The 21,240-nt window shown below is 71.2% G+C and carries 18 protein-coding genes and 1 pseudogene; 8 read left to right on the forward strand and 11 right to left on the reverse strand.

Annotated features, from left to right (window positions below):
* Positions 1-27: 27 nt before the first annotated feature.
* The 3 genes from ACK8N7_RS27425 to ACK8N7_RS27435 form a co-directional block, all read right to left on the reverse strand.
* On the reverse strand, positions 28-1,605 hold the full coding sequence (locus tag ACK8N7_RS27425) for a DUF1996 domain-containing protein (protein WP_500444410.1): 1,578 nt from the start codon (positions 1,603-1,605) through the stop codon (positions 28-30).
* Between the two features lie 157 nt (positions 1,606-1,762).
* The gene (locus tag ACK8N7_RS27430; protein ID WP_099127858.1) at positions 1,763-2,410 is read right to left on the reverse strand and encodes a LuxR C-terminal-related transcriptional regulator; all 648 of its coding nucleotides are present in this window, start codon (positions 2,408-2,410) and stop codon (positions 1,763-1,765) included.
* Positions 2,395-3,663, reverse strand: a complete 1,269-nt coding sequence (locus tag ACK8N7_RS27435) for a sensor histidine kinase (RefSeq protein WP_500444411.1) — start codon at positions 3,661-3,663, stop codon at positions 2,395-2,397. Before ACK8N7_RS27435 ends, ACK8N7_RS27430 begins: the two co-directional genes overlap by 16 nt.
* A gap of 255 nt (positions 3,664-3,918) precedes the next feature.
* Between ACK8N7_RS27435 and ACK8N7_RS27440 the strand changes: the two genes are divergently transcribed.
* Positions 3,919-6,102: an MMPL family transporter gene (locus ACK8N7_RS27440; RefSeq protein WP_500444412.1), complete on the forward strand. Its 2,184-nt coding sequence runs from the start codon at positions 3,919-3,921 to the stop codon at positions 6,100-6,102.
* 72 nt (positions 6,103-6,174) lie between these two features.
* On the opposite strand, the gene ACK8N7_RS27445 is transcribed toward ACK8N7_RS27440, so the two are convergent.
* The 4 genes from ACK8N7_RS27445 to ACK8N7_RS27460 form a co-directional block, all read right to left on the reverse strand.
* On the reverse strand, positions 6,175-6,840 hold the full coding sequence (locus ACK8N7_RS27445; protein ID WP_403208739.1) for a winged helix-turn-helix domain-containing protein: 666 nt from the start codon (positions 6,838-6,840) through the stop codon (positions 6,175-6,177).
* Between the two features lie 398 nt (positions 6,841-7,238).
* Positions 7,239-8,273, reverse strand: coding sequence for a glutamine synthetase (gene glnII / locus ACK8N7_RS27450; protein ID WP_403208741.1), 1,035 nt, complete (start codon positions 8,271-8,273; stop codon positions 7,239-7,241).
* A gap of 195 nt (positions 8,274-8,468) precedes the next feature.
* The gene (locus ACK8N7_RS27455) at positions 8,469-9,608 is read right to left on the reverse strand and encodes an ARPP-2 domain-containing protein (protein ID WP_500444413.1); all 1,140 of its coding nucleotides are present in this window, start codon (positions 9,606-9,608) and stop codon (positions 8,469-8,471) included.
* On the reverse strand, positions 9,605-11,080 hold the full coding sequence (locus ACK8N7_RS27460) for a hypothetical protein (protein ID WP_403208745.1): 1,476 nt from the start codon (positions 11,078-11,080) through the stop codon (positions 9,605-9,607). The genes ACK8N7_RS27455 and ACK8N7_RS27460 overlap by 4 nt, the downstream gene beginning before the upstream one ends.
* Positions 11,081-11,308: 228 nt before the next feature.
* Here ACK8N7_RS27460 and ACK8N7_RS27465 point away from each other — a divergent pair, with 228 nt between their 5' ends.
* Complete coding sequence (locus ACK8N7_RS27465; RefSeq protein ID WP_500444414.1) at positions 11,309-12,244, forward strand: Gfo/Idh/MocA family protein; 936 nt, start codon at positions 11,309-11,311, stop codon at positions 12,242-12,244.
* Positions 12,245-12,275: 31 nt separating this feature from the next.
* Here ACK8N7_RS27465 and pdxR read toward each other — a convergent pair whose 3' ends face one another.
* Positions 12,276-13,694: a MocR-like pyridoxine biosynthesis transcription factor PdxR gene (gene pdxR / locus ACK8N7_RS27470; protein WP_403208749.1), complete on the reverse strand. Its 1,419-nt coding sequence runs from the start codon at positions 13,692-13,694 to the stop codon at positions 12,276-12,278.
* A 50-nt stretch (positions 13,695-13,744) separates the two neighbouring features.
* Here pdxR and ACK8N7_RS27475 point away from each other — a divergent pair, with 50 nt between their 5' ends.
* Entirely contained in the window at positions 13,745-14,242 is a 498-nt protein-coding gene (locus ACK8N7_RS27475; RefSeq protein ID WP_500444415.1) for a carboxymuconolactone decarboxylase family protein, read from the forward strand.
* 18 nt (positions 14,243-14,260) lie between these two features.
* Here the strand turns inward: ACK8N7_RS27475 and ACK8N7_RS27480 are convergent, their stop codons facing one another.
* On the reverse strand, positions 14,261-14,623 hold the full coding sequence (locus tag ACK8N7_RS27480) for an ArsC/Spx/MgsR family protein (protein WP_403208753.1): 363 nt from the start codon (positions 14,621-14,623) through the stop codon (positions 14,261-14,263).
* A 119-nt stretch (positions 14,624-14,742) separates the two neighbouring features.
* Between ACK8N7_RS27480 and ACK8N7_RS27485 the strand changes: the two genes are divergently transcribed.
* The 4 genes and pseudogenes from ACK8N7_RS27485 to ACK8N7_RS27500 all read left to right on the forward strand — a co-directional run bounded on the left by ACK8N7_RS27485 (position 14,743) and on the right by ACK8N7_RS27500 (position 17,099).
* The gene (locus ACK8N7_RS27485; RefSeq protein ID WP_015608107.1) at positions 14,743-15,048 is read left to right on the forward strand and encodes a hypothetical protein; all 306 of its coding nucleotides are present in this window, start codon (positions 14,743-14,745) and stop codon (positions 15,046-15,048) included.
* 261 nt (positions 15,049-15,309) lie between these two features.
* On the forward strand, positions 15,310-15,552 hold the full coding sequence (locus tag ACK8N7_RS27490) for a hypothetical protein (protein ID WP_500444416.1): 243 nt from the start codon (positions 15,310-15,312) through the stop codon (positions 15,550-15,552).
* Positions 15,553-15,663: 111 nt separating this feature from the next.
* A pseudogene (locus ACK8N7_RS27495) lies at positions 15,664-16,386 on the forward strand (ATP-grasp domain-containing protein); the annotation flags it as partial.
* 146 nt (positions 16,387-16,532) lie between these two features.
* Positions 16,533-17,099, forward strand: coding sequence for a GNAT family N-acetyltransferase (locus ACK8N7_RS27500; protein WP_403208755.1), 567 nt, complete (start codon positions 16,533-16,535; stop codon positions 17,097-17,099).
* Between the two features lie 115 nt (positions 17,100-17,214).
* Here the strand turns inward: ACK8N7_RS27500 and ACK8N7_RS27505 are convergent, their stop codons facing one another.
* Entirely contained in the window at positions 17,215-18,693 is a 1,479-nt protein-coding gene (locus ACK8N7_RS27505) for a hypothetical protein (RefSeq protein ID WP_500444417.1), read from the reverse strand.
* 399 nt (positions 18,694-19,092) lie between these two features.
* On the reverse strand, positions 19,093-20,502 hold the full coding sequence (gene glnA, locus ACK8N7_RS27510; RefSeq protein WP_015608102.1) for a type I glutamate--ammonia ligase: 1,410 nt from the start codon (positions 20,500-20,502) through the stop codon (positions 19,093-19,095).
* A gap of 280 nt (positions 20,503-20,782) precedes the next feature.
* On the opposite strand from glnA, the gene ACK8N7_RS27515 reads away from it, so the two are divergent.
* Positions 20,783-21,190: an RDD family protein gene (locus tag ACK8N7_RS27515; protein ID WP_015608101.1), complete on the forward strand. Its 408-nt coding sequence runs from the start codon at positions 20,783-20,785 to the stop codon at positions 21,188-21,190.
* Positions 21,191-21,240: the final 50 nt, after the last annotated feature.

Below are 21,240 nucleotides of genomic sequence, written 5' to 3' on the forward strand. Positions count from 1 at the left end.
GGCGTAGGTTCCGGTCTCAGTGCCGGATCAGCGGCACCGGCGCCCGTCGTTGATGCACCGCACCACCTTCTTCATCAGCTGCTTGTCGAAGACGTTGATGAAGTCGCCGTGGTCGGTGATCGGTTTGTGCAGCTGCTCGGGGAAGGAGTCGACGGCGAAGCCGGGCCCCGGCGGCACGTCGTACACGATCCGCTGGACCAGCTGCGGAACCGCCCGGAACCCGTTCGGGCACCGCCCATCGGGCTGCGCGAACGCCACATGGGTGCGGTGGTTGGCGCTGTCGGTGTTCTGCCCGTCCCAGCAGTTCTGGAAGGCGAACGTACGGACCACCTGGCTGCCCTCGGGGCAGATCGGGTACTTGTCCTTCAGCTGCCGGTTCTCGAAGCCGGTGCAGCTCCAGGAGGCGTTGGCGTTGGCGTCGCCGTTGGTGAACGCCTTCGCGTCCCCGGTGATGATCCGCAGGAAGCGCGGCATCGCGGTGACCTTGCCGACGGGGGAGCCGACGAACTTCAGGGTCACCTGGGACGGTGTCTGGATCTCGCCGGTGTTCTGGTCCTTGCCGCCGCCGTCGGCGTTGACGTCGGCCTCGTCCTGTCCGTTCTGCAGGCGCAGCACGGGCCAGTAGTAGGTCGACCGGTCGCCCTGGTTGCGGCAGGTGGTGGCGCCGTTCGCCAGGTCGTCGTCGCTGGCGAAGGCGTCGTTGGCCTGGTTGCCGATGTAATCGTGCATATGGTGCGCGCCGTTGCTCACACCGGGCGCGACGATGACGTTGTCCGGGTTGAACTTCCCGTTCTCGTTACGGCCGCAGTCGGTGGTGAAGGTGCCCCGCGAGGAGCCGCGCCGCTGACGGGGGCGGTCGACGTTGGGCTGAACGGACTGGATGTCGGCAAAGTCGGACGCCTCGGGGCCGTTGCCGCCCTGGCCCTGGTCCTGCCCGGGGTCCTGACCGTTGCCCTGGTCATCGCCCTGACCCTGGTCATCACCCTGGCCTTGGTTGTCGCCCTGACCCTGGTCATCACCCTGGCCCTGATTCTGGCCCTGGTCCTGCCCCTGGCCGTCGTCCTGGCCGCCGTTGCCGCCGTCACCCGTATCGCCCGGGTTGCCGGGGGCGCTGTCGTCGGCGCGCAGGCTGCACCCGGCGAGACCTTCGATCCCCGCCGGACGCTGACCGACGCGCTCGATCGCTATGCCGATGCGGTCGAGACTCGCCGTCCGCTTGTTCCGCAACGGGCCGAGCACGGCGTTCTCGGCGAGCCCGGGGTCCTGGGATATCTGCTCCTTCCGGTCGGCGAACTGCTGGTAGGCATCGGTGATCTGGGTATCCATCGCCGCGAGTTCGCGGTCGACCTCGGGGCGGGCCTGTTCGGGCACGTCGGGCAGTTCGTTACCGGCATCGGGACAGTCGATGGTGGACATCTGGCGACCCACGCTCTGGGTGCGGGTGGGTGGCGAACCGGACGGCCCTTCCCCCGCGGAGGCGTAGACATTGACCGCCACCAGCCCGCCCCCGCCCAGGATCAGGGCGGCGGAGGCGGCTATGGCCCGATTGGCCAGGCTGGAGCGTTTCTTGCGGGACGTACGGGGTGTACGTGCTGTGTGTCGCATGGGACTCCTCTGCTTCGAGGGAGAAGCGTGACGTCCCATACGGGCGGACCCGGCAGCCCGTTCAGCTCCCCGGCCGATTCGTGGGAAGCTCCAGCAGGAAAGTGGCCCGAATGCTCAACTGCCGGACGAAAAAGGCCAATACGGCATCAATGGGTGCTCAGTCGTGGTCCAGGTACGCGAGCACCGCGAGGACCCGGCGGTTGTCGTCGTCCGAGGGCGGCAGGCCGAGCTTCCCGAAGATGTTCGAGGTGTGCTTGGCGACCGCCCGTTCCGTGATCACCAGCTGCGCGGCGACGGCGGTGTTGGAACGGCCCTGGGCCACCAGCTCCATCACCTCCCGCTCGCGCGGGGTGAGGCCCCCCATCGGCTTGTCCTGCGAACGCCGCGACAGGAGCTGGGAGATCACCTGCGGGTCCATCGCCGTGCCGCCCGCCGCCACCCGCCGTACGGCGTCGATGAACTGGTCGGCGTCGAAGACCCGGTCCTTCAGCAGATAGCCGATGCCCCCGTCGCCGTCGGCCAGCAGCTCCCGTGCGTACAGCTGCTCCACATGCTGGGAGAGCACCAGCACCGGCAGCCCCGGCCGTGCCCGCCGGGCGGCCAGGGCGCACTGCAGCCCCTCGTCCGTGTGGGACGGCGGGAGCCGTACGTCGACGACCGCGACGTCCGGCTCCAACTCGGCCAGTGCCTTGCTCAGTTCGGGCCCGGTCTCCACCGCTGCGGCGATCTCGAACCCGTACGCCTCCAGCATGCGCACCAGCCCGTCACGCAGCAGGAAGAGGTCTTCGGCTAGGACAACGCGCAAGGCAGCTCCATGGTGACCATGGTGGGGCCGCCCGCAGGGCTGCTGACGGCCAGGACGCCGTCGAATGTACCGAGCCGCCGTTCGATTCCGCTCAGCCCGGAGCCCGATCCGGTCCGCGCGCCGCCCCCGCCGTTGTCCGTCACGGAGATCCGGAGCATCCCCTCACCGTGGTGCAGGTCCACCCAGATCCGGTCGCCCCCGGCGTGCTTCACCGCATTGGTCAGGGCTTCGCTCACCGCGAAGTACGCCGCCGACTCCACCGACGCCTCCGCCCGCCCCGGCAGCTCCACCGTCACCTCCGTGGCGACCGGCAGCCGCAGCGCCAGCGCTTTCACCGCGTCGCCGAGGCCCCGCTCGGCGAGGACCGGCGGGTGGATGCCCCGGACCAGGTCGCGCAGCTCGGTGAGCGCCTCCGCCGACGACTCCCGGGCCATGGCCAGCATCTTCTTCGCCTGCGCGGGATCCTTCTCGATGAGCGCCTCGATCGTGCCCAGGTTCATCCCCATCGCGACCAGCCGCGCCTGCGCCCCGTCGTGCAGATCCCGCTCGATGCGCCTCAGCTCGGAGGCGGCGGTGTCCACCGCCTCGTGCCGGGTCTCGGTGAGCCGGTCCACGCGCTGCGCCAGCGTCTGCTCCGGGGTCGGTGCCAGCAGCGGGCGGGCGATCAGGAAATGCAGCCGCAGCAGCGGCTCCGCGGCCTTCAGCCCGATCGCGAAGATCACGGCCCCGAGCGCCAGCGCGGCCAGTGCCGTCACCTGGCTGTCCACGGGCACGAACCCGTACCAGTACCGCTCGTCCTGGAACACGCGCCACAGCCCCGCCGCCAGCACGAGCCCCTCCACCGGGTAGATCAGCAGGGCGGCGGCCAGCAGCGCCACGACCGGGCCGACCGTCATGTCCACCAGCAGCCACTGCAGGTCCCGCCAGGTCGCCGGGTCCTTCAGCAGCAGCGTGGTCCGCTCCACCTGCCCGGTGACACCCCCGCGCAGGTCCGGCGGGAACGGGCGGTACGGGGCCGATATCCGCACACCGGACCAGTCGGCCGCCCAGAACCGCCGCTGATTCGCATGGCGGCGCACCGCCTGGAGCACCACCGGGGTGGTGAACACCCCGATGCCCAGCAGGACGAAGGCGACCGAGACCACCGCGAGGACGAACAGGACGATGGAGACCGCCAGCCCGTAGACCGACAGGACGAGTCCTCGTCCCGCCGCCAGCATCGGCGGCCGTATCCGTGGAGCGAGTGCGTTCATCGTCGTCCCTCTTCCCTCGCAGGACCCGGACCGGCCCCGCCACGGATCAAGTCTCGCCCCCGCCGGCCCTGTCGCGGCAGCCGGTACGCCACCCACCCGGGGGTGCAGCCAGCACCACCCCCGGACCTCGCCCCACCCCCTCGCGAACGGGGGTTCCGACGGCTGGGGCGGGCGGGCCCCCCCTTCCTAGATTCGAAGAGTTCCGGCGTACGTACTGATCCGACGCCTACATCCGGCATCTCTGGGGGAAACCGCATGAAGCGCAGCCGCGCGAGCCACAACCTCGCGGCACGCATCGGTGTGTGGAGCACACACCACCGCAAGACGGCCGTTCTCGGCTGGTTGCTCTTCGTCGTGCTCGCCGCGGGCATCGGCGGGGCGACCGGCATGGTCGAGATGTCCGACGCGGAGAACGGCGCCGGCGACTCCGCCCGTGCCGAACAGATCCTCCAGGACGCCGGCCTCGCCAAGCCCGCCGGCGAGCTGGTCATGGTCTCCGCCACCGCCCCCGGTGACTGGAGGACGGCCGCCGGAGCCCTGGCCGACGCCGTACGCGACACCGGCGAAGTGCGGGACCTGGCCGCGCCCGTCCCCTCCGAGGACGGCAGGGACGCCCTGATCACGTTCGCGATGCGGGGCGACGCACGGACCGCCCCGGACCGGGTCCAGCCGGTGCTGGACGCCGTCGCCGCCGTGGCGAAGGACCACAGGGGCGTCGAGATCCACCAGTTCGGCGAGGCCAGTGCGGGCAAATGGCTCGGCGATCTGCTGGCCGACGACTTCCGGCGGGCCGAGTTCACCGCCGTACCGCTCGCCCTCGGCATCCTGCTCGTCGCCTTCGGCGCCGTGGTCGCCGCCCTGCTCCCGGTCGGCCTCGCCCTCACCGCGTGCCTGGCCGCCTTCGGCCTGCTCTCCCTCGCCAGCCACCAACTGCACCTGTTCCAGACGACGTACTCGGTGATGTTCCTGATGGGCTTCGCCGTCGGCGTCGACTACTGCCTCTTCTACCTGCGCCGCGAACGCGACGAGCGGGCGGCGGGCCGGGACGCCGAGACCGCCCTGCGGATCGCCGCCGCCACCAGCGGCCGGGCGGTGCTCGTCTCCGGCCTCACCGTGATGGTCGCGATGGGCGGCATGTTCCTCTCCGGGCTCCTGCTGTTCAAGGGGTTCGCCCTCGCCACGATCATCGTCGTGTTCATCGCCATGCTCGGCTCGGTGACCGTCCTGCCCGCGCTGCTCTCCTTGCTCGGCGACCGCGTCGACGCGGGCCGCGTCCCGTTCCTCGACCGCAGTGCCCGCCGCGGCGGCCGGGGCAGTGCCCACGGCGGCCAGGGCAGTCCCCACGGCGGCCAGGGCAGCGGCCGCATCGTGGGCCGGGTGCTCGGCCCCGTACTCGCCCGCCCCCGCCTCTTCGCCGTCGCCGCCACCGTCCTGCTCCTCGGCCTGGCCGCGCCCGCGATCGGCATGAAGACCGAAACCCTGGGTCTGGAGAAGCAGTTCGGCTCCGACTCGCAGCTCTCCGTCGCCCACCGCACGATCACCGGGAGCTTCCCCGGCGGCCCCGCCCCCGCCCTGGTCGTCGTCAGGGCGGCGGACATCACCGCCCCGGACGTCGGCAGGGCCCTCGCGAGCTTCGAGAACGTCACCGTCCACCGTGACCGCGACATCGCCGAGATCGAGGTCCCTCTCCCCGACGGCACCGCCGGCCTCACCGAACTGCGCGTCAAGCGGCTCCCCGCCGCCTTCGACGGGACAGGAGCCGAGGCGTACGTCACGGGGGAGACCGCCGGGTCCGTCGACTTCAACGACCAGCTGCGGCGCGGCATCGTCCCGGTCTTCGCGTTCATCACCGCGGTGACCTTCCTGCTGATGCTGTTCTGCTTCCGGTCCTACGTCATCGCCGTCACCTCCATCGCCCTCAACCTGCTCTCCGTGGCCGCCTCCTACGGGGTGATGACCGCCGTCTTCCAGCACGGCTGGGGCGCCTCGCTGATCGGTTCGGAGGGGGTCGGCGCGATCGAGGCGTGGATGCCGCTCTTCGTCCTGGTGGTCCTGTTCGGCCTCTCCATGGACTACCACGTGTTCGTCGTCTCCCGGATCCGCGAGGCCCGCGGTGCAGGCCTGGACAACCGGGGAGCCATCGAGACCGGTATCCGCCGCACGGCCGGGGCGGTCACCGGGGCGGCCGCGATCATGGTGGCGGTCTTCGCGGTGTTCGGCACGCTCTCCATGCAGGACATGCAGCAGATGGGCGTCGGCCTCGCCGTGGCGGTGCTGCTCGACGCCACCGTCGTACGGATGGTGCTCCTGCCCTCCGTGATGCTGCTCCTCGGCGAGCGCAACTGGCGTACACCGAGGGGCCTCTCGCGGCTGCCGAGCCTGGAGGGCGACGAGCCGGACCCGGGGGCGGACACCACCCCCGTAACGCAGACGGTCTGACACACGGCGGCGGCCCCGGACCACGGTACGAAACCGTGGCCCGGGGCCGCCGGACGCGCGGAGGAGCAGGGATCAGGGCGTGTACTTGTACCCCACCCGGCGGACCGTCTGGATCGAACGGCGGTGCTCCGCACCGAGCTTGCGGCGCAGCCGGGCGACATGGACGTCGACGGTGCGGCCGTCGCCCACGTGCCCGTACCCCCACACCGTCGTCACCAGCTGGTCGCGGGTGTGCACCCGGTGCGGGTGCGCCACCAGGTGGGCCAGCAGCTCGAACTCCAGGTACGTGAGGTCCAGGGCGACCCCGTCGACGGAGGCCGTACGCCGGGTCGAGTCGATCCGGACCGGGCCGGGCGACGGCGCCGCCTCGACCGGCTCCTCCACCGGGTGCTGGCTGAAGGGAGCGCGGCCCTGCCGGTCCGGCTGCTGCCGGTGCTGGGAGGCGGCGACCGCACCGGCGAGCGCCGGCTGCTGGTCGGCCGGCACGAGCACCAGGTAACCGATCATCGGCGGCTGGCCGGGCAGGGCGGGAAGCGTGTGCTGGGGCGCGGGCAGCCAGGTCGCGCCCGGCGGCAGGAAGTCGGCCACATCGGACAGCCGGGCGACCTCGTCACGGTCGACGGCGCGCAGACGGTGCCGGTTGGGGGAGAGGGAGCGGGCGGTGGGGTTGGCCGCAGCGGGCGCCGGGGAGGCTGCGGTGGCAGCGGAAGCGGCGGAGAAAGTACGGGTGTTCGCCATGGAGGGTCAGCTCTTTCGCGCGAGGAGTCGTCGAGGACGGACTTACGTCGTGCGCGCGGACCGAAGGCCGGGTGAGCGGCTTTAGAGGGCCTGCGCGTTCCACGCGCGGCAACACACCCGGTCGAAATCATGGTGCTGACGGGAAGGCCAGAACGGCTCAAGGTCGCTGCGACCCGACGCGATGTACTGGAAGCTGGCCATGGCTCCATTGAAGCAGACATTGCGGCTGTGCATCAGACTCCTCTCACCCGTCGATACGGCCTCTTGGCGTTACCTTCCTCACGCTGCGCTTTATCGCGCTCACTTTTCATTCCCCGCCTCCCGAACGAGCGGGAAAAACACGCGTAAGGGGCCCGCCGGCGAACCGGCGGGCCCCTTACGCGTGTGCGGCGTCGGGATCAGACCTGGTCGGCCTTCTCCAGCGCGGTGCAGCAGGTGTCGACGATGAGCCGCGTGACGACGTACGGGTCGACGTTGGCGTTGGGACGGCGGTCCTCGATGTACCCCTTCTGGTCCTGCTCGACCTGCCAGGGGATACGGACCGAGGCGCCGCGGTCGGAGACGCCGTAGCTGTACTCGTTCCACGGGGCCGTCTCGTGCAGACCGGTGAGCCGGTCATCGATGCCCGCGCCGTAGTTCTTCACGTGGTCCAGCGGCTTGGAACCCTCACCCAGCGACTCGCACGCGGTGATGATCGCCTCGTAGCCCTCGCGCATCGCCCTGGTGGAGAAGTTGGTGTGCGCGCCCGCGCCGTTCCAGTCGCCCTTGACGGGCTTCGGGTCCAGCGTCGCGGAGACGTCGAAGTCCTCGGCGGTGCGGTAGAGCAGCCAACGGGCCACCCACAGCTGGTCGGAGACCTCCAGCGGCGAGAGCGGGCCCACCTGGAACTCCCACTGGCCCGGCATGACCTCGGCGTTGATGCCGGAGATCCCGAGCCCGGCGGCCAGACAGTTGTCGAGGTGCTTCTCCACGATCTCGCGGCCGAAGATCTCGTCCGCGCCGACACCGCAGTAGTAGCCGCCCTGCGCGGCCGGGAAGCCGCCCTCGGGGAAGCCGAGCGGCCGGTGGCCGTCGAAGAAGGTGTACTCCTGCTCGATGCCGAAGATCGGGGCCTGGCCCTCGAACTGCTCGGCGACCGGACGGAGCGCGGCCCGGGTGTTCGACTCGTGCGGCGTCATGTCGATGTTGAAGACCTCGCACAGCACGAGGACGTCGTCACCGCCGCGGATCGGGTCCGGGCAGGTGAAGACGGGCTTCAGTACCCGGTCGGAGGCGTGGCCCTCGGCCTGGTTGGTGCTGGAGCCGTCGAATCCCCAGATGGGCAGATCCGCGACGTCCTGCGACGGCGTGCCGTCCATGATCTTCGTCTTGGAACGAAGCTTCGCGGTCGGCTCGGTGCCGTCTATCCAGATGTACTCAGCCTTGAACGTCACGGACGCCATCCTTTGCGGGTGCAGCGGTCTATGCCGCGCAGCTTGGCAAGACGCCATTTCCCGTCCGTTGCCCGAGTGTGAACCCCGTGTTACCGAGGTTCCCTGCGTTAAAAGGGCGCCTTGTAGGGGCTCGTCACGCGTTGCCCTCAACGCTGACACGTCACCCTCTACTGCTCACACGTCACCCTCTACTGCTCACACGTTGCCCTTGAGGAGCTCCGAGAACCCGGCGGCGCGGATCCGCCGCACCAGCTCCTCCCGGCTCGACCCCAGCACCCCGGCCGCCCGGGACAGCTCCCAGTCGGCGCCCGCGAGGACGTGCAGCAGATAGCCGCGCCGGATCTGGGCGTCGGACAGCCGGAACGTCTTGAGGTAGGCGACCCGCCCCTTGTGGTCGGTGATCGTCTCCCCGATGTGCTGCCCGCTGCCGTCCCGGACGAACGGCGGCAGGAACCGCCACAGCGTGAACGACCCCATCCGGTACACCCGGTCGAAGCCGTACGAGGAATCCAGCTCCCGCGCGAAGAGGGCCTCGTGCGCCTCCCCCCACGCCCGCTCCTGCCCCCGCGCCGCCGCCCGCAGATCGGCGAGCGTACGGATGTCCGCACCGTCCCCGAGGTACGCCCCGAACTCCGCCACCGGGGCCCCGTACAGCGCGTACTGGTGCACCAGTTCTCCGTACAGGTCCTCCACCAGCGAGGCGTGCAGCAGCCGGTAGTCCTCCGGGTGCGGCACCACGAACGCGGCGGCGAGCGCGTCGGAGACGTACACCATCACCCCGCACTGGTCCGGGTGGATCTCGAAGATCCGCAGCGAGTCCCCGAGCCCGCGCACCGACCACCCGAGGTACGCGTCCTCCGCGCGCGGCGAGAGCCCGTCGCGCAGCGCCCGGCGCGACCACTCCTCCCAGGCGGTCGACGGGCCGCCGAAGTGCAAGGCGAGGTAGCCCTCCAGGGCCAGGTGCAGCGGCAGGAACCGCAGCCGGTCGCCGGGGCGCCGCTTGGCCATCCGGTGGTGCGCCGGCCGGGGCAGCCGGACGGTACGCGGCGCGTCCTGCCCGCCGCCGAGCTGCGTCCCGTACGCGGCCGACTGCCTGCAGAAGCCCGGCACTCCGGTCTCCCCGCCGGACCAGTCGGCGACCAGCCCATGGGGGATGTACGAGACGTAGTGGCTACGGGGCCCGAGCTCGACGAGCCCCGCACCGAGACCCTCGTACACCTCCCGGTGCAGCCGGAGCCCCTCCACCGGTGTCTCACGCACCAGCGGTACGAGCCGGACGCCGCCCCACACCTGCGCGGGCCGGGTGGTGAGTCCCGTGAGCTCCAGCCGGTTCACGACACGGTCTCCTTCTCTCCCAGGAACAGCGCCACCCGCCGGTCGAGATACGCGTGCAGCTCCGCCGCCCCGGTCCGGCCCTCCGCGAACCGGGCGATCTCCACCAGCGCGGGCAGATCCTCCGCGTCCCGGATCCCGGCCGTCGGAACCCCCGCCGCGAGCCGCCGCACGTCGAAACCGTCCGCGTCGTATACGGGGTTCACATGCACCACGGCCGTCCGCCGCCCCGGGTCCAGCCGCCTCCGCCACACCCGCAGCACCTCACCCGCAAGACCCGCCGGGGCGTTGTCCCACCCGTCAGACACGATCACCAGCCGCTCCGGCGCCAGGCCACCCGGCCCCGGCTCCAGCGCGTCCAGGACCCGCATCCCCAGCGGCGTCGGCCCCCACGGACGTACGAGAAGGGCGTCGCCCCGGCCCGAGGTCCACAGCGCCCGGTAGGCGCCCGGGGCGGCGAGCGCCTCCAGCAGGTGGTGGCCGGCCAGGGCAACGGCGAGCGGCCGCCGCCGCTTCTGCCCCGACCCGGAGGAGGAGAAGCTGTCGTCCAGCACCGCGTGCACCCGGCCCCAACTCCCGGCGTGCCCGCCCGCGGCCCGGCGCGCGGCCGTGCGCAGGGCACCGGTCAGCTCGGTGCGGCGGGCGGCGCGCTGATCGAAGGGGAGCGAGAGCACGTACAGCGCCAGCCGGGTCAGGGGCATCACGGTCAGATCGATCTCCGGCCGCCGGTCGCCCACCACCCGCTGCTCCTGGGTACGCAGCCGCTCCAGCCGCGTCATCCGGGGCGCTGCCCGCTTCAGGAACACCTCGCGCTTCATCCCGTGCCGGGCCGCGAACCCCTCCGCGACGGTGAACGGCAGCTCGGCCACGGCCCCCTGCTCGTAGTGGGCGCGCCGCCAGGCGTCCAGCAGCCGGTGCTCGTAGCGCGGCAGCCGCCCGGGCCGGAACAGGAAGGCCCCGACCTCGGCCAGCGGCTGAGCCCCCTCGGGGCAGCGCAGATGGATGTGCCGGGCGGCCGTCTTCACCCCGCCGCGATACTTCACCGCGTCGTGCCCCAGGTCCGGCCGGGCCGCCAGCCAGTCCCGCATGATCGCCCGGGTGCGCCGGTTGTTGATCCCGGCCCGGCGCACCTCGCCGAAGAGCCGGTAGACCCGCTGCGGCGGAAGCAGCGCCAGCCGGGCGGCGATCAGCCGGCCCTCGGTGCGCCGCTCCTCGGCGCTCGCCTCGCCCGCGGTCTCCAGAAGACCGAGCACGATGCGGACGGCGTTGTGGTCGTTGATGTCCAGGGCCAGGGAAGAGGCGTACACGCGGCGGTAATTGACCCGTACATACGCGTGGAGAAAGTCCAGGGAAAGCTGCTGGCCGACGGCGTCCGAACGGAACTCGCGCTGTCCGGTGGCGGTGATCGCGGCGTTCACGAAGAGCAGGACGTCTTCGGCGGCGACGAGATCGGCGAGGGTCTCGGACGTGTTCATGAACTTCCCCCGTAGAGACTGCGGACGCCGGCCGGGGAATGGAGGCGCGAACAACGAAATCATCGCTTCAAAGGCAAGTCCCGGTAGTCGCAGCCGGAGTCCCGCGGCCGGCCCGGGAAACGTAACGGGCCATGGCCACCCGCCGCCACCGCATTCCGGCACGGGCACCCGGCCCCATGACGTCCGGCGCCGGGCGCACTGGCCCCGGTACCGGGCACACTGACCCCCATGACGACACCCGCCGACACCTCCACCACCGCTTCCACCCCCACCGCCCCCCTGCGCATCGGCCTCCTCGGCACCGGCCCCTGGGCGCGCAACACCCAGGCCCCCGCGCTCGCCGCCCACCCCGGAGTCGAGCTGAGCGGGGTGTGGGGCCGCCGGGCCGAGGCGGCGGAGGCGCTCGCCGCCGTCCACGGGACCCGGGCGTACACCGGGGAGGCGGGGATCGACGCCCTGCTGGAGACGAGCGACGCGGTGGCGTTCGCGCTGCCGCCCGACATCCAGGCCCCGCTCGCGGTCCGGGCGGCGGAGGCGGGCTGCCACATCCTGATGGACAAGCCGGTCGCCACGACGGTCGAGGGGGCCCGGGCGGTCGCGGAGGCCGTCGCGAAGGCGGAGGTCGCCTCGGTCGTCTTCTGCACGCTCCGCTTCGCACCCGAGACGGCCGTCTGGATCGCCGAACAGGCGTCGGTGGGCGGCTGGTTCACCGCCCGCGCCCTGTGGCTGGGCTCGCTCTACGCCGAGGGTTCGGCCAGCGAGTACGCGGACTCCCCGTGGCGGCGCGAGAAGGGCGGCCTGTGGGACGTCGGCCCGCACGCGCTCTCGGTGCTCATCCCCGTCCTCGGCGAGGTCACGGAGCTGACCGCCGCCCGAGGCCCCGCCGACACCACCCACCTGATCCTGCGCCACACCTCCGGGGCCTCCAGCACGGTCACCCTCGGCCTGAGCGCCCCACCGGCCGCGGCGGGCATGGGCATCGAGCTGCGGGGCGAGCACGGGACGGCCGCGATCCCGGAGTGGGACGGCGCGGAGGCCGCGTTCCGGGGAGCGGTGGACGCGCTGTCCGAAGCGGTACGCACGGGGGTGCCGCACGCCTGCGACGCCCGCTTCGGCCTCCACCTCACGGAGCTGCTGGCGCGGGCGGAGAGCCAGGCGGGCTAGTCACCGGGGGGCCCGGCACAGGGCCTCCGGCTCACCCCGGTGGCTCCGGCGGCGGGAGGGCCCGGCACAACGCCTCCAGCGCCTCCGGGTAGGCGTGTTCGGCGGGGGTCGCGTACCCCACGACGAGCCCGTCCCGCTCGTCCGCCGCCCGCTCCGCCCCCGGGTGCCGGTAGTCGGCGAGCCCCTCCACCGCGAGCCCCTGCCAGGCCGCCGCCCGCACCACCGAACGCTCGGTGCCGGGCGGCAGCTCCACCACCGCGTGCAGCCCCGCCGCGATCCCGGTGACCCGGACGTGCGGGGCCCGCCGCTCCAGGGCCGCCACCAACTGGTCCCGGCGCCGCCGGTGGCGCTGGCGCATCCGGCGTACATGACGGTCGTACGCGCCCGAGTCGACGAAGTCCGCGAGCGTCAGCTGATCGGTGGCGCTGGAGAACTGCTCACGCTCGCCCTTCGCCGCGACGACGGGCGCCACCAGCCGCTCGGGCAGCACCATCCAGCCGATCCGCAGGGCGGGGGAGAGGCTCTTGCTCACCGAACCCAGCAGCACCACATGCTCGGGATCGAGCCCCTGGACGGCCCCCACCGGCTGCCGGTCGTAGCGGAACTCCCCGTCGTAGTCGTCCTCCACGACGAGCCCGCCCGTGGACCGCGCCCAGTCGACCACCGCCGCCCGCCGCGCGGGATGCAGCGGCCCACCGGTCGGGAACTGATGGGCGGGCGTGAGGAGTACGGCCCGGTCGCGACGGGTCAGTTCACCGACCCGGGCACCGTCCCCGTCCACGCCCACCGGCCGGGTGCCGACCCCGTGCGAGGCGAGCAGCCCGCGGTGGAACGGCAGCCCGTACGACTCCGCCGCCCACGGTCCCCCCACCACCTCCGCCAGCAGCCGCAGCCCGTGCGCGGCGCCCGAACAGAGCACGATGCGCTCCGGCGAGGCCCGCACCCCGCGGACCCGGGCCAGATAGCCGGCCAGCGCCCGCCGCAGCTCGGGCCGCCCGTGCGGATCGCCGGGCCCGAACGCGTCGTTGGGGGCCGTGGCGAGCGCCCGCCGTGCGGAGGCCAGCCAGGCGGTCCGGGGGAAGGCCGAAGGGTCCGGCTGCCCCTGGACCAGGTCGTGGACAGGGCGGGAGGGGCGCTCCGGGGTGCGCGGGCGGTGGGCGGGTGTCACGGGCGCGGCCCGCTCGGCTACCCGGGTGCCCGAGCCCTGGCGGGCGGCGAGCCATCCCTCCGCGACCAGCTCCGCGTAGGCGTCGGCGACGGTGTTGCGGGCGAGGCCGAGGTCGGCGGCGAGGGAACGGTAGGGCGGCAGCCGGGTACCGGGGGCGAGCCGCCCGCTGCGGACGGCCTCGCGGAGGGCCCCCATCAGGACGGCCCGGCGGTTGCCCGTCCCGGCGAGCTCCAGCGGCAGATCACTGCCGAGGACCTCCGCTGAATTGACCCATGAATCCATCACCGAAATGCACCCCACTACCGGTCGCCCGTCGCCATAGATTCGTACCCATGACGACGACAGAGATCAAGACGAACGACCGCACGGCCACCTCCGCCCCCACCGCTCGGCTCAATTTCGCGAAGGCGGCCCCGAAGGTCTTCCGGGCCGTGATCGGCCTGGACGCGGCGGCCCGCGAGGGGCTGGACCCGACGCTGGTCGAGCTGGTCCAGATCCGCTCCTCGCACCTGAACCACTGCGCGTACTGCCTCCACATGCACACGACGGACGCGCGGAAGGCCGGGGAGAGCGAGGAGCGGCTGCACATGGTCGCGGTGTGGCAGGAGGCGGCCCACTTCTTCACGGAGAAGGAACAGGCCGCCCTGGCCCTGACCGACGCGGTCACCCGGGTCGCGGACGCGGGCGTCCCGGACGCGGTCTACGACCGGGCGGCGGCCCACTTCGACGAGGAGGAGCTGGCCCGGCTGCTGGCCCTGATCCTGGCCATCAACACCTGGAACCGGATCGCCCTCGCCACGGCCAAGCGCGCGGGCACGGACGAGCGCTGAGGGCTCTGTCCCGGCCGGCTACCGGCGCCCCAGCGCGTCCCGCACGGCTTCCTCACTCCGCGCCACAACAGCCGTCCCGTCCTCGGCGGTGATGATGGGCCGCTGGATCAGCTTGGGGTGCTCGGACAGGGCAGTGACCCACCGCTGCCGCGAACCGGCGTCCCGCGGCCACTCCTTGAGCCCGAGCTCCTTGGCCGCCGCCTCCTGCGTCCGCGTGATGTCCCAGGGCTCCAGCCCGAGCCGGTCCAGGACGGCCCGGATCTCCTCGGGCGAGGGCACGTCCTCCAGGTAGCGCCGCACGGTGTAGTCGGCCCCTTCGGCATCCAGCAGACTCACCGCGCTGCGGCACTTGGAACAGGCCGGATTGATCCAGATCTCCATGGGGCCAAGGTTACGCGAGGGACTGCCGAAAACGCCTCTGGCCAGGGGCGATTGTCAGTGGGGGGCAGTAAAATGGAGGGAGTTCGTAAGGGTTCCACCACCCTGCCAGGAGGATGCCGATGGCCGTTGCCGCAGCCACGACCGAGCCGCTCGACCGACAGCTCCCGATGCCCTTCCACCCGCCGCTTCCCGCCCCTCCGGCGAAGAAGCGACTGCCCGCGGGCCGCCCCCGCGAGTGGTACGTCTCGCACAACCGCCGCCTCAAGGCCATGCGCCTGGCGATCGCCCTGCTCGACAGCGGGGTCTACCAGCCGGCCAGCGCCGGAAACCACAAGATACGGACGACCGCCGAGCGCCTGGGCATGCACCCGCCGTCCGACACCACGTGCCGCATGGTCCGCGCCCTGATCCGCTACGGCCGCTGACTCCACCACCACTCGCCCGTCGATCGCCCTGTGCCCCCGGCCCGAACGGACCGGGGGCACAGGCATCCGCGCACGGACGTCAGGCATCCGCGTACGCCACTCCCCGCCTGGCACTCCCGTACGCACACAATCCATCGTTCTCGGGGGTTTGCCGCCACGATCGCCGATAGCGGCCGGGGGCGAACCGTTCGACATGCCTTACTTCCTCCCAGATGTGGTGATCACCGACGCGCCACCCACCAAGGAGGAGGAACAGGAACGATGGTGACGCCGTACGACCGCACCGTCCGGGTGGGGCAGCCCCCGGTGGTCCTCGACGGAGTCGGCGCCGACGAGGGGCTGGCCCTGCTGGGGGAGCGGGTGGACCACGTGGCCTGGCTGGACCGGTCGGCCTTCCTCACCGCCTCCTTCGGGCACCCGGCCCCCTGGCTCCGCCACGTACCGGTCTCACCTCTGTTGCGTACTGGCCCGGTGCCGTTCTCCAGCGCCGGGAGAACAACCTGATCGGCCGGGGCACCCTGCCGGTCACCGACCCCGCGACCCTGGCGGCGGCCCTTGACGCCTGGCCCGGCCATGAGCTCCGGCTCAGCCGCCTGATCCCGGGGGCTCTCGCTCACGGTGAGCGCCTGCGTCGGCGGCGACCGTACGGTGGTCGCCGACGTCTCCCACCAGCTGGTCGGCCTCCCGGAACTGACCCCCGGCTGGGGCACGCACTGCGGCAACCAGCTGCTCGCCCCCGAGGACCTCCCCGCCGGCCTCTACGAACGCGCCCGGCAGACCGCGTACGACGTCGGCGAGGCGCTGCGCGAGCGCGGCTACCGGGGCGTCTTCGGCCTCGACCTGCTGGAGGACGGCGGTGACGTCCTCGCGGTGGAGATCAACCCCCGCTTCCAGACGGTCTCGTCCCTGGTACAGGCCGCCGAACACGCGGCGGGCCTGCTGCCCACCCTCGGCCTGCACATCCTCGCCTCGCTGCTCCCCGGATTCCCCGCGAGCCGCCCCAGCAGGACACCCGTACCCCGCCTCAGCCAACTCGTCGGCCACGCCGACCGGCACACCACCCTGACGTCCGTCCCGCCCCCCGGCCGCTACCGCCTCACCCCGGACGGCCGCCTGTACGGCCCCGACCCCGAAGGACCCGGCCCGCTCACCACCCTCCGCCCCGACGAGGCACTGTGGTGGCCGCACGCCCTGCGCGGACCGGTCGAGCCGGGGGAGGAACCACTGCTCCTGCAGTTCGGCGACCACCTCTGCGCCCCGACCCCGCGCCCGGCACTCGGCCCCACGGCCCACGCGTGGCGGAACGCCGCGGTGGCGGCCTTCGGCGACGGGTCGTGACGGCGGAGGGGTATTGAGGAGGGCGACACCTAAAAGGCGTCGAGCGCTACGGCTGTTGCCTCTACTGTGACCGGGTTCGAGTTGAAGGGCGGCCCGGGCCGCCCGGCGCGCCCGGACGCAGGGCGAGAGAGACGGGGGAGTGTGCGATGAGCGACCTGTGGACCGGCGAGAGGGTACGCCTGCGGGGCATCGAACCGGCGGACTGGGAGGGCTTCCGGGCCCTGGCCCTGCACACCGTGGACGCCCGCAACGCCGATGTGGTCGAGCCCCCGCGCTCGGACGAGAGCTTCCGAGCCTGGGCCACCGAACGCGCAGGCCGCTCCCCGAACCCCGCCGCGTACCACCTGGTCATCGAGACCCGCTTCGAGCACGCCTTCGTCGGCGCGATATCGGTGGGCGAGACGGACCCCAGGGCCGGCCGCTTCCGTACGGGCATCGAGGTCACCCGGGAACACCGCCGCCAGGGCTACGCGGCCGAGGCCACCGAGCTGGTCCTCACCTACATGTTCGCCGAACAGCGCAGCCACAAGTGCGAGGTGGAGGTCTACGCCTTCAACGACGCCTCCCTGGCCCTGTACCGCAAACTCGGCTTCGTCGAGGAGGGCCGCCTGCGCCAGCACGAGTTCTTCGCGGGTGCTTACCACGACGTGGTCCTGCTGGGCATCACGGCGGACGAGTACTGGGCGGGCCGGGCCCGGCCTTCGCTGCGCTGAGGTCGAGCCGGGCCGGGCCGGTACCGGCGGGGCTCCTCCTGGCGAAGCCGGCCTACGCGTGCTGGATCGGAGGCAACCAGGCATCGCGCAGGCCCCATCCCTGCGCCCGGTGAGATCAATGACCGGAGCGGGAGAGCCGCCGGGTGAGGCCGGCGATGACGGTCATGGACAGAAGCCAACCGGCCATGGCACATCCCCAGGCGACCCACGAGGTACTGCCGGACGGGATGAACGCCTTCTCCTGACCGAGGTCGAGGACGGGAAGGATGAGGTCGAGGGCAAAGACGGCGGGTTGGAAGTCGGGACCCCTGGTACCCGCGGGCTGTGGCGGTAGCGCGGCGAAGATGACGGCCACGCATGAGGTGAGGGTGAGGAGCGAGAGAAGAGCACGTCCGGGGCGGTAGCCGTAGCCGACGGTGAGGTCTTCGAAGACCCCCCACATGCGGGCAGGCATCCTTGATGCGCCTCGTCGTCTTCGGTGGCGGGCGAGCTGCACGGATCGGGCGTCGTCATCGTGACCGAGCTGTCGGTAGTGAGTGGCCAGTCGTTCGTACGGCTGGGGGCTGTAACTGCCGCTGCGTTCGAGCCACGCCAGACGTTGGTCAGCCGGCAGTACCGGGCGGAGGTCTTGATAGACCAGTCCGTCGAGTTTGATCCGCTGTGGCCATGAGGCAGGGGAATCGTCGATACGTCCGATGGATGCAGCGCCCAGGTCGAGCACCGAGGGAAGAGGGCGGAGCGATGCCATGTCCAGAGCGCCCACGGTCGCCCCTTGCAGGTCGACGGCCGATGCGTTGGTGAAAGCGGAGCCGGACAACCGAAGGGTTCCCCTGATCTCGGCACGTGACAGGCCGATGCCTCCTGCTACGGCCGCTCCGCCGCCCAGATCGAGGTTGGCCTCGATGCGTGCTCCTGGTGCACGCAGTGCGGGATGGTGCTGCGATATGAGCGTGGAGCCGGACAGTTCCACTGATTCACCGATTGTGGCCGCGAAAAGATTGATACCGCCATCAACCGCCATACTGCGGCCGTAGAAGCCTCCGTCGATCTTTGCCGAGGGGGCGGCAATTGCCCAACCGGTGTCGTTGCGAATTTCGGCATGGTTGAACCAGCACTGACCGCCGATCGTGGCTCCGAACAGAGAGATGCCACCTCCGTCCACAGATACACCGGTGCACCGAAGATCCTGTGCGAGGTCGAGGCCGTCACAGCGGAGAGCCGCATGCTTGGCGCTGCTCAGCCGACCATCGGTCACCTCGACAGTGAAAGCCTGGGCACCCCATAAGTTGAGTCCGCCGGAGGCCTGCACGGACTGCGCGTACAGCCCGCCCCCGACACGCAACTGGGGTGCATGCATGGCGTAGTCGTCCCCTTCGCCGGTGATCTCGGCGCCGTTGAGCCAGACGTCACCAGCGACGTCAGCTCTGAACAGGGATATCGCACCGCTGACCGTCCGGACGAGTGTCAGATCTCCGTCGATCCGCAGCCGGTCCCCGTTCAGGCCGGGGAGAGAGGACCCAGTCAGGTCAACGGCACGGAGCGAGGAGTCACTCAGCTCAATCGCAGCCTCGAACCGGCAGCCGACGAGAGCCACAGGGACCTCGACCGTTGCGTAGGGCAGTCGAAGCTTCCCCGTGATGGTGGCTCCGATCAGATATAACCGTGAGACCACTCCCGGCTCCGGAGGGGGCGGTTGCAACAGGAGGCAGGCGACGGCCTCCGCTGCGATCTCCCGGCTTGCGGAGCGAGCCACTCGGCCGGTGCTCCCCGGCGCGGGCGCGGCGAGATCCAAGGCAACGCCCCTGCGCATCGCATGCCACAACTGCTGCGCATTCGCTGACCATTGAGCCGGTGGTGTGGGCATACTCCATTGCACCACCACCGGACTGTGCCCCAGCGCGGCTGACAGCACGAGCGAGGGCCGCCACCTCCAGAAGGAGGTGGCGGCCCTCGGTGCCTCAGGCATCAGGCGCAGGTGGGTACGGCCCGCGGCTTAGATGTCGAAGTACAGCTCGAACTCGTGCGGGTGCGGACGCAGCTGGATCGGTGCGATCTCGTGCGTGCGCTTGTAGTCGATCCAGGTCTCGATCAGGTCCGACGTGAAGACGCCGCCCGCCTGGAGGTACTCGTTGTCCGCCTCCAGGGCTTCGAGCACGGCCGGGAGGGACGTCGGGACCTGCTGGACGTTGGCGTGCTCCTCGGGAGCCAGCTCGTAGAGGTCCTTGTCGATCGGCTCGGCCGGCTCGATCTTGTTCTTGACGCCGTCCAGGCCCGCCATCAGCAGCGCAGAGAAGGCGAGGTAGGGGTTGGAGGACGGGTCCGGGGCGCGGAACTCGACGCGCTTGGCCTTCGGGTTCGAACCGGTGATCGGGATGCGCATCGCGGCGGAGCGGTTGCGCTGCGAGTACACCATGTTGACCGGGGCCTCGAAGCCGGGGACCAGGCGGTGGTAGGAGTTCACCGTCGGGTTGGTGAACGCCAGCAGCGACGGGGCGTGCTTCAGGATGCCGCCGATGTAGTAGCGCGCCATGTCCGACAGGCCCGCGTAACCCTGCTCGTCGTAGAAGAGCGGCGTGCCGCCCTGCCACAGCGACTGGTGGACGTGCATGCCCGAGCCGTTGTCGCCGAAGATCGGCTTCGGCATGAAGGTCGCGGTCTTGCCGTTGCGCCAGGCGACGTTCTTCACGATGTACTTGAAGAGCATCAGGTCGTCGGCCGCGGCGAGCAGCGTGTTGAACTTGTAGTTGATCTCGGCCTGGCCGGCGGTGCCGACCTCGTGGTGCTGGCGCTCGACCTGGAGGCCGTTCTTGTCCAGCTCCAGGGAGATCTCGGCACGCAGGTCGGCGAAGTGGTCCACCGGCGGGACCGGGAAGTAGCCGCCCTTGTAGCGGACCTTGTAGCCGCGGTTGTTCTCCTCCGACCCGGTGTTCCAGGCGCCGGCCTCGGAGTCGATGTGGTAGAAGCTCTCGTTCGCCGACGTCTGGAAGCGGACGTTGTCGAAGACGTAGAACTCGGCCTCCGGGCCGAAGTACGCGGTGTCCGCGAAGCCGGTCGAAGCGAGGTAGGCCTCGGCCTTCTTGGCGATGTTGCGCGGGTCACGGCTGTACTGCTCGCCCGTGATCGGGTCGTGGATGAAGAAGTTGATGTTGACGGTCTTGTCGCGGCGGAAGGGGTCCACCCGAGCCGTCGACAGGTCGGCGCGCAGTGCCATGTCGGACTCGTGGATCGCCTGGAAACCGCGGATCGACGAGCCGTCGAAGGCGAGTTCCTCGGCCGGGTCGAAGGTCGCTGCCGGGATCGTGAAGTGCTGCATCACCCCGGGCAGGTCGCAGAACCGGACATCGATGAACTTGACGTCGTTGTCCGCTACGTACTTCTGCACTTCGTCGGCGTTCTGGAACATCCAACTCCTCCTACTCCCGGCCCGGGAGGGACGGGGTTGTAGCTCGTGGTGCGGCCAGTGCGGTGGCACACGCTGGACCCGACCATAGGCAGACGGGATTTCTCAAGCATGACCCATTTGTTTCGCCCAAGTTAACCGGGGCGGGGGTGGGTGGCATCTCAGCAGCTGTTTCCGTGCCCCGCCCGGCCAGGCCCAAACCTGGGCGCAGTACCGTGGACGGGTGGACAACAGGCAAGCAATCGGATCGTGGCTCTCGGGGCCCCGCGCGGCCGCCGAAGAGATGGGCGCCGACTTCGGCTACCGCGGCAAGAGGCTCGGGCTGCCCGAGGAGGGGCCGGGGGCGATCGCGCCGCTCGGCCGTCGTTTCGGGGCCATCTTCATCGACTGGTCGATCTGCATGGTGATCGCATACGGGCTGCTCGCTCGCGGTGACCAGCAGGCGGCGGGGAACTGGGCGCTCGGCGTCTTCCTCCTGATGAGCGCCCTCACCGTCGGCACCATCGGCTGCACCCCCGGCAAGCGCCTCCTGGGGCTCCGCGTGGTCTCCGAGGACGGCGGCCGCCTCGGCTTCGGGCGCGTCCTCGTACGGACCGTCCTGCTCCTGCTCGTCATCCCCGCCCTCGTCTGGGACCGCGACGGGCGTGGCCTCCACGACCGCCTCGGCCGCGCCGTACAGGTCCGGATGTAGCCACAGAGCCCGGCGATGTAGCCACAGAGCCCGGAGGAGCACAGCGGCCC

The sequence above is a fragment of the Streptomyces griseobrunneus genome, assembly GCF_046713465.1.
Classification (GTDB): Bacteria; Actinomycetota; Actinomycetes; order Streptomycetales; family Streptomycetaceae; genus Streptomyces; species Streptomyces microflavus.

Excerpts from the sequence above, each read along its gene's own strand:
- ACK8N7_RS27425 (WP_500444410.1), bottom strand. The coding sequence starts at position 1,605 with ATGCGACACACAGCACGTACACCCCGTACGTCCCGCAAGAAACGCTCC.
- ACK8N7_RS27435 (WP_500444411.1), bottom strand. The coding sequence starts at position 3,663 with ATGAACGCACTCGCTCCACGGATACGGCCGCCGATGCTGGCGGCGGGA.
- ACK8N7_RS27440 (WP_500444412.1), top strand. The coding sequence starts at position 3,919 with ATGAAGCGCAGCCGCGCGAGCCACAACCTCGCGGCACGCATCGGTGTG.
- ACK8N7_RS27445 (WP_403208739.1), bottom strand. The coding sequence starts at position 6,840 with ATGGCGAACACCCGTACTTTCTCCGCCGCTTCCGCTGCCACCGCAGCC.
- ACK8N7_RS27460 (WP_403208745.1), bottom strand. The coding sequence starts at position 11,080 with ATGAACACGTCCGAGACCCTCGCCGATCTCGTCGCCGCCGAAGACGTC.
- ACK8N7_RS27465 (WP_500444414.1), top strand. The coding sequence starts at position 11,309 with ATGACGACACCCGCCGACACCTCCACCACCGCTTCCACCCCCACCGCC.
- pdxR (WP_403208749.1), bottom strand. The coding sequence starts at position 13,694 with ATGGATTCATGGGTCAATTCAGCGGAGGTCCTCGGCAGTGATCTGCCG.
- ACK8N7_RS27475 (WP_500444415.1), top strand. The coding sequence starts at position 13,745 with ATGACGACGACAGAGATCAAGACGAACGACCGCACGGCCACCTCCGCC.
- ACK8N7_RS27480 (WP_403208753.1), bottom strand. The coding sequence starts at position 14,623 with ATGGAGATCTGGATCAATCCGGCCTGTTCCAAGTGCCGCAGCGCGGTG.
- ACK8N7_RS27485 (WP_015608107.1), top strand. The coding sequence starts at position 14,743 with ATGGCCGTTGCCGCAGCCACGACCGAGCCGCTCGACCGACAGCTCCCG.
- ACK8N7_RS27490 (WP_500444416.1), top strand. The coding sequence starts at position 15,310 with ATGGTGACGCCGTACGACCGCACCGTCCGGGTGGGGCAGCCCCCGGTG.
- ACK8N7_RS27500 (WP_403208755.1), top strand. The coding sequence starts at position 16,533 with ATGAGCGACCTGTGGACCGGCGAGAGGGTACGCCTGCGGGGCATCGAA.
- glnA (WP_015608102.1), bottom strand. The coding sequence starts at position 20,502 with ATGTTCCAGAACGCCGACGAAGTGCAGAAGTACGTAGCGGACAACGAC.
- ACK8N7_RS27515 (WP_015608101.1), top strand. The coding sequence starts at position 20,783 with ATGGGCGCCGACTTCGGCTACCGCGGCAAGAGGCTCGGGCTGCCCGAG.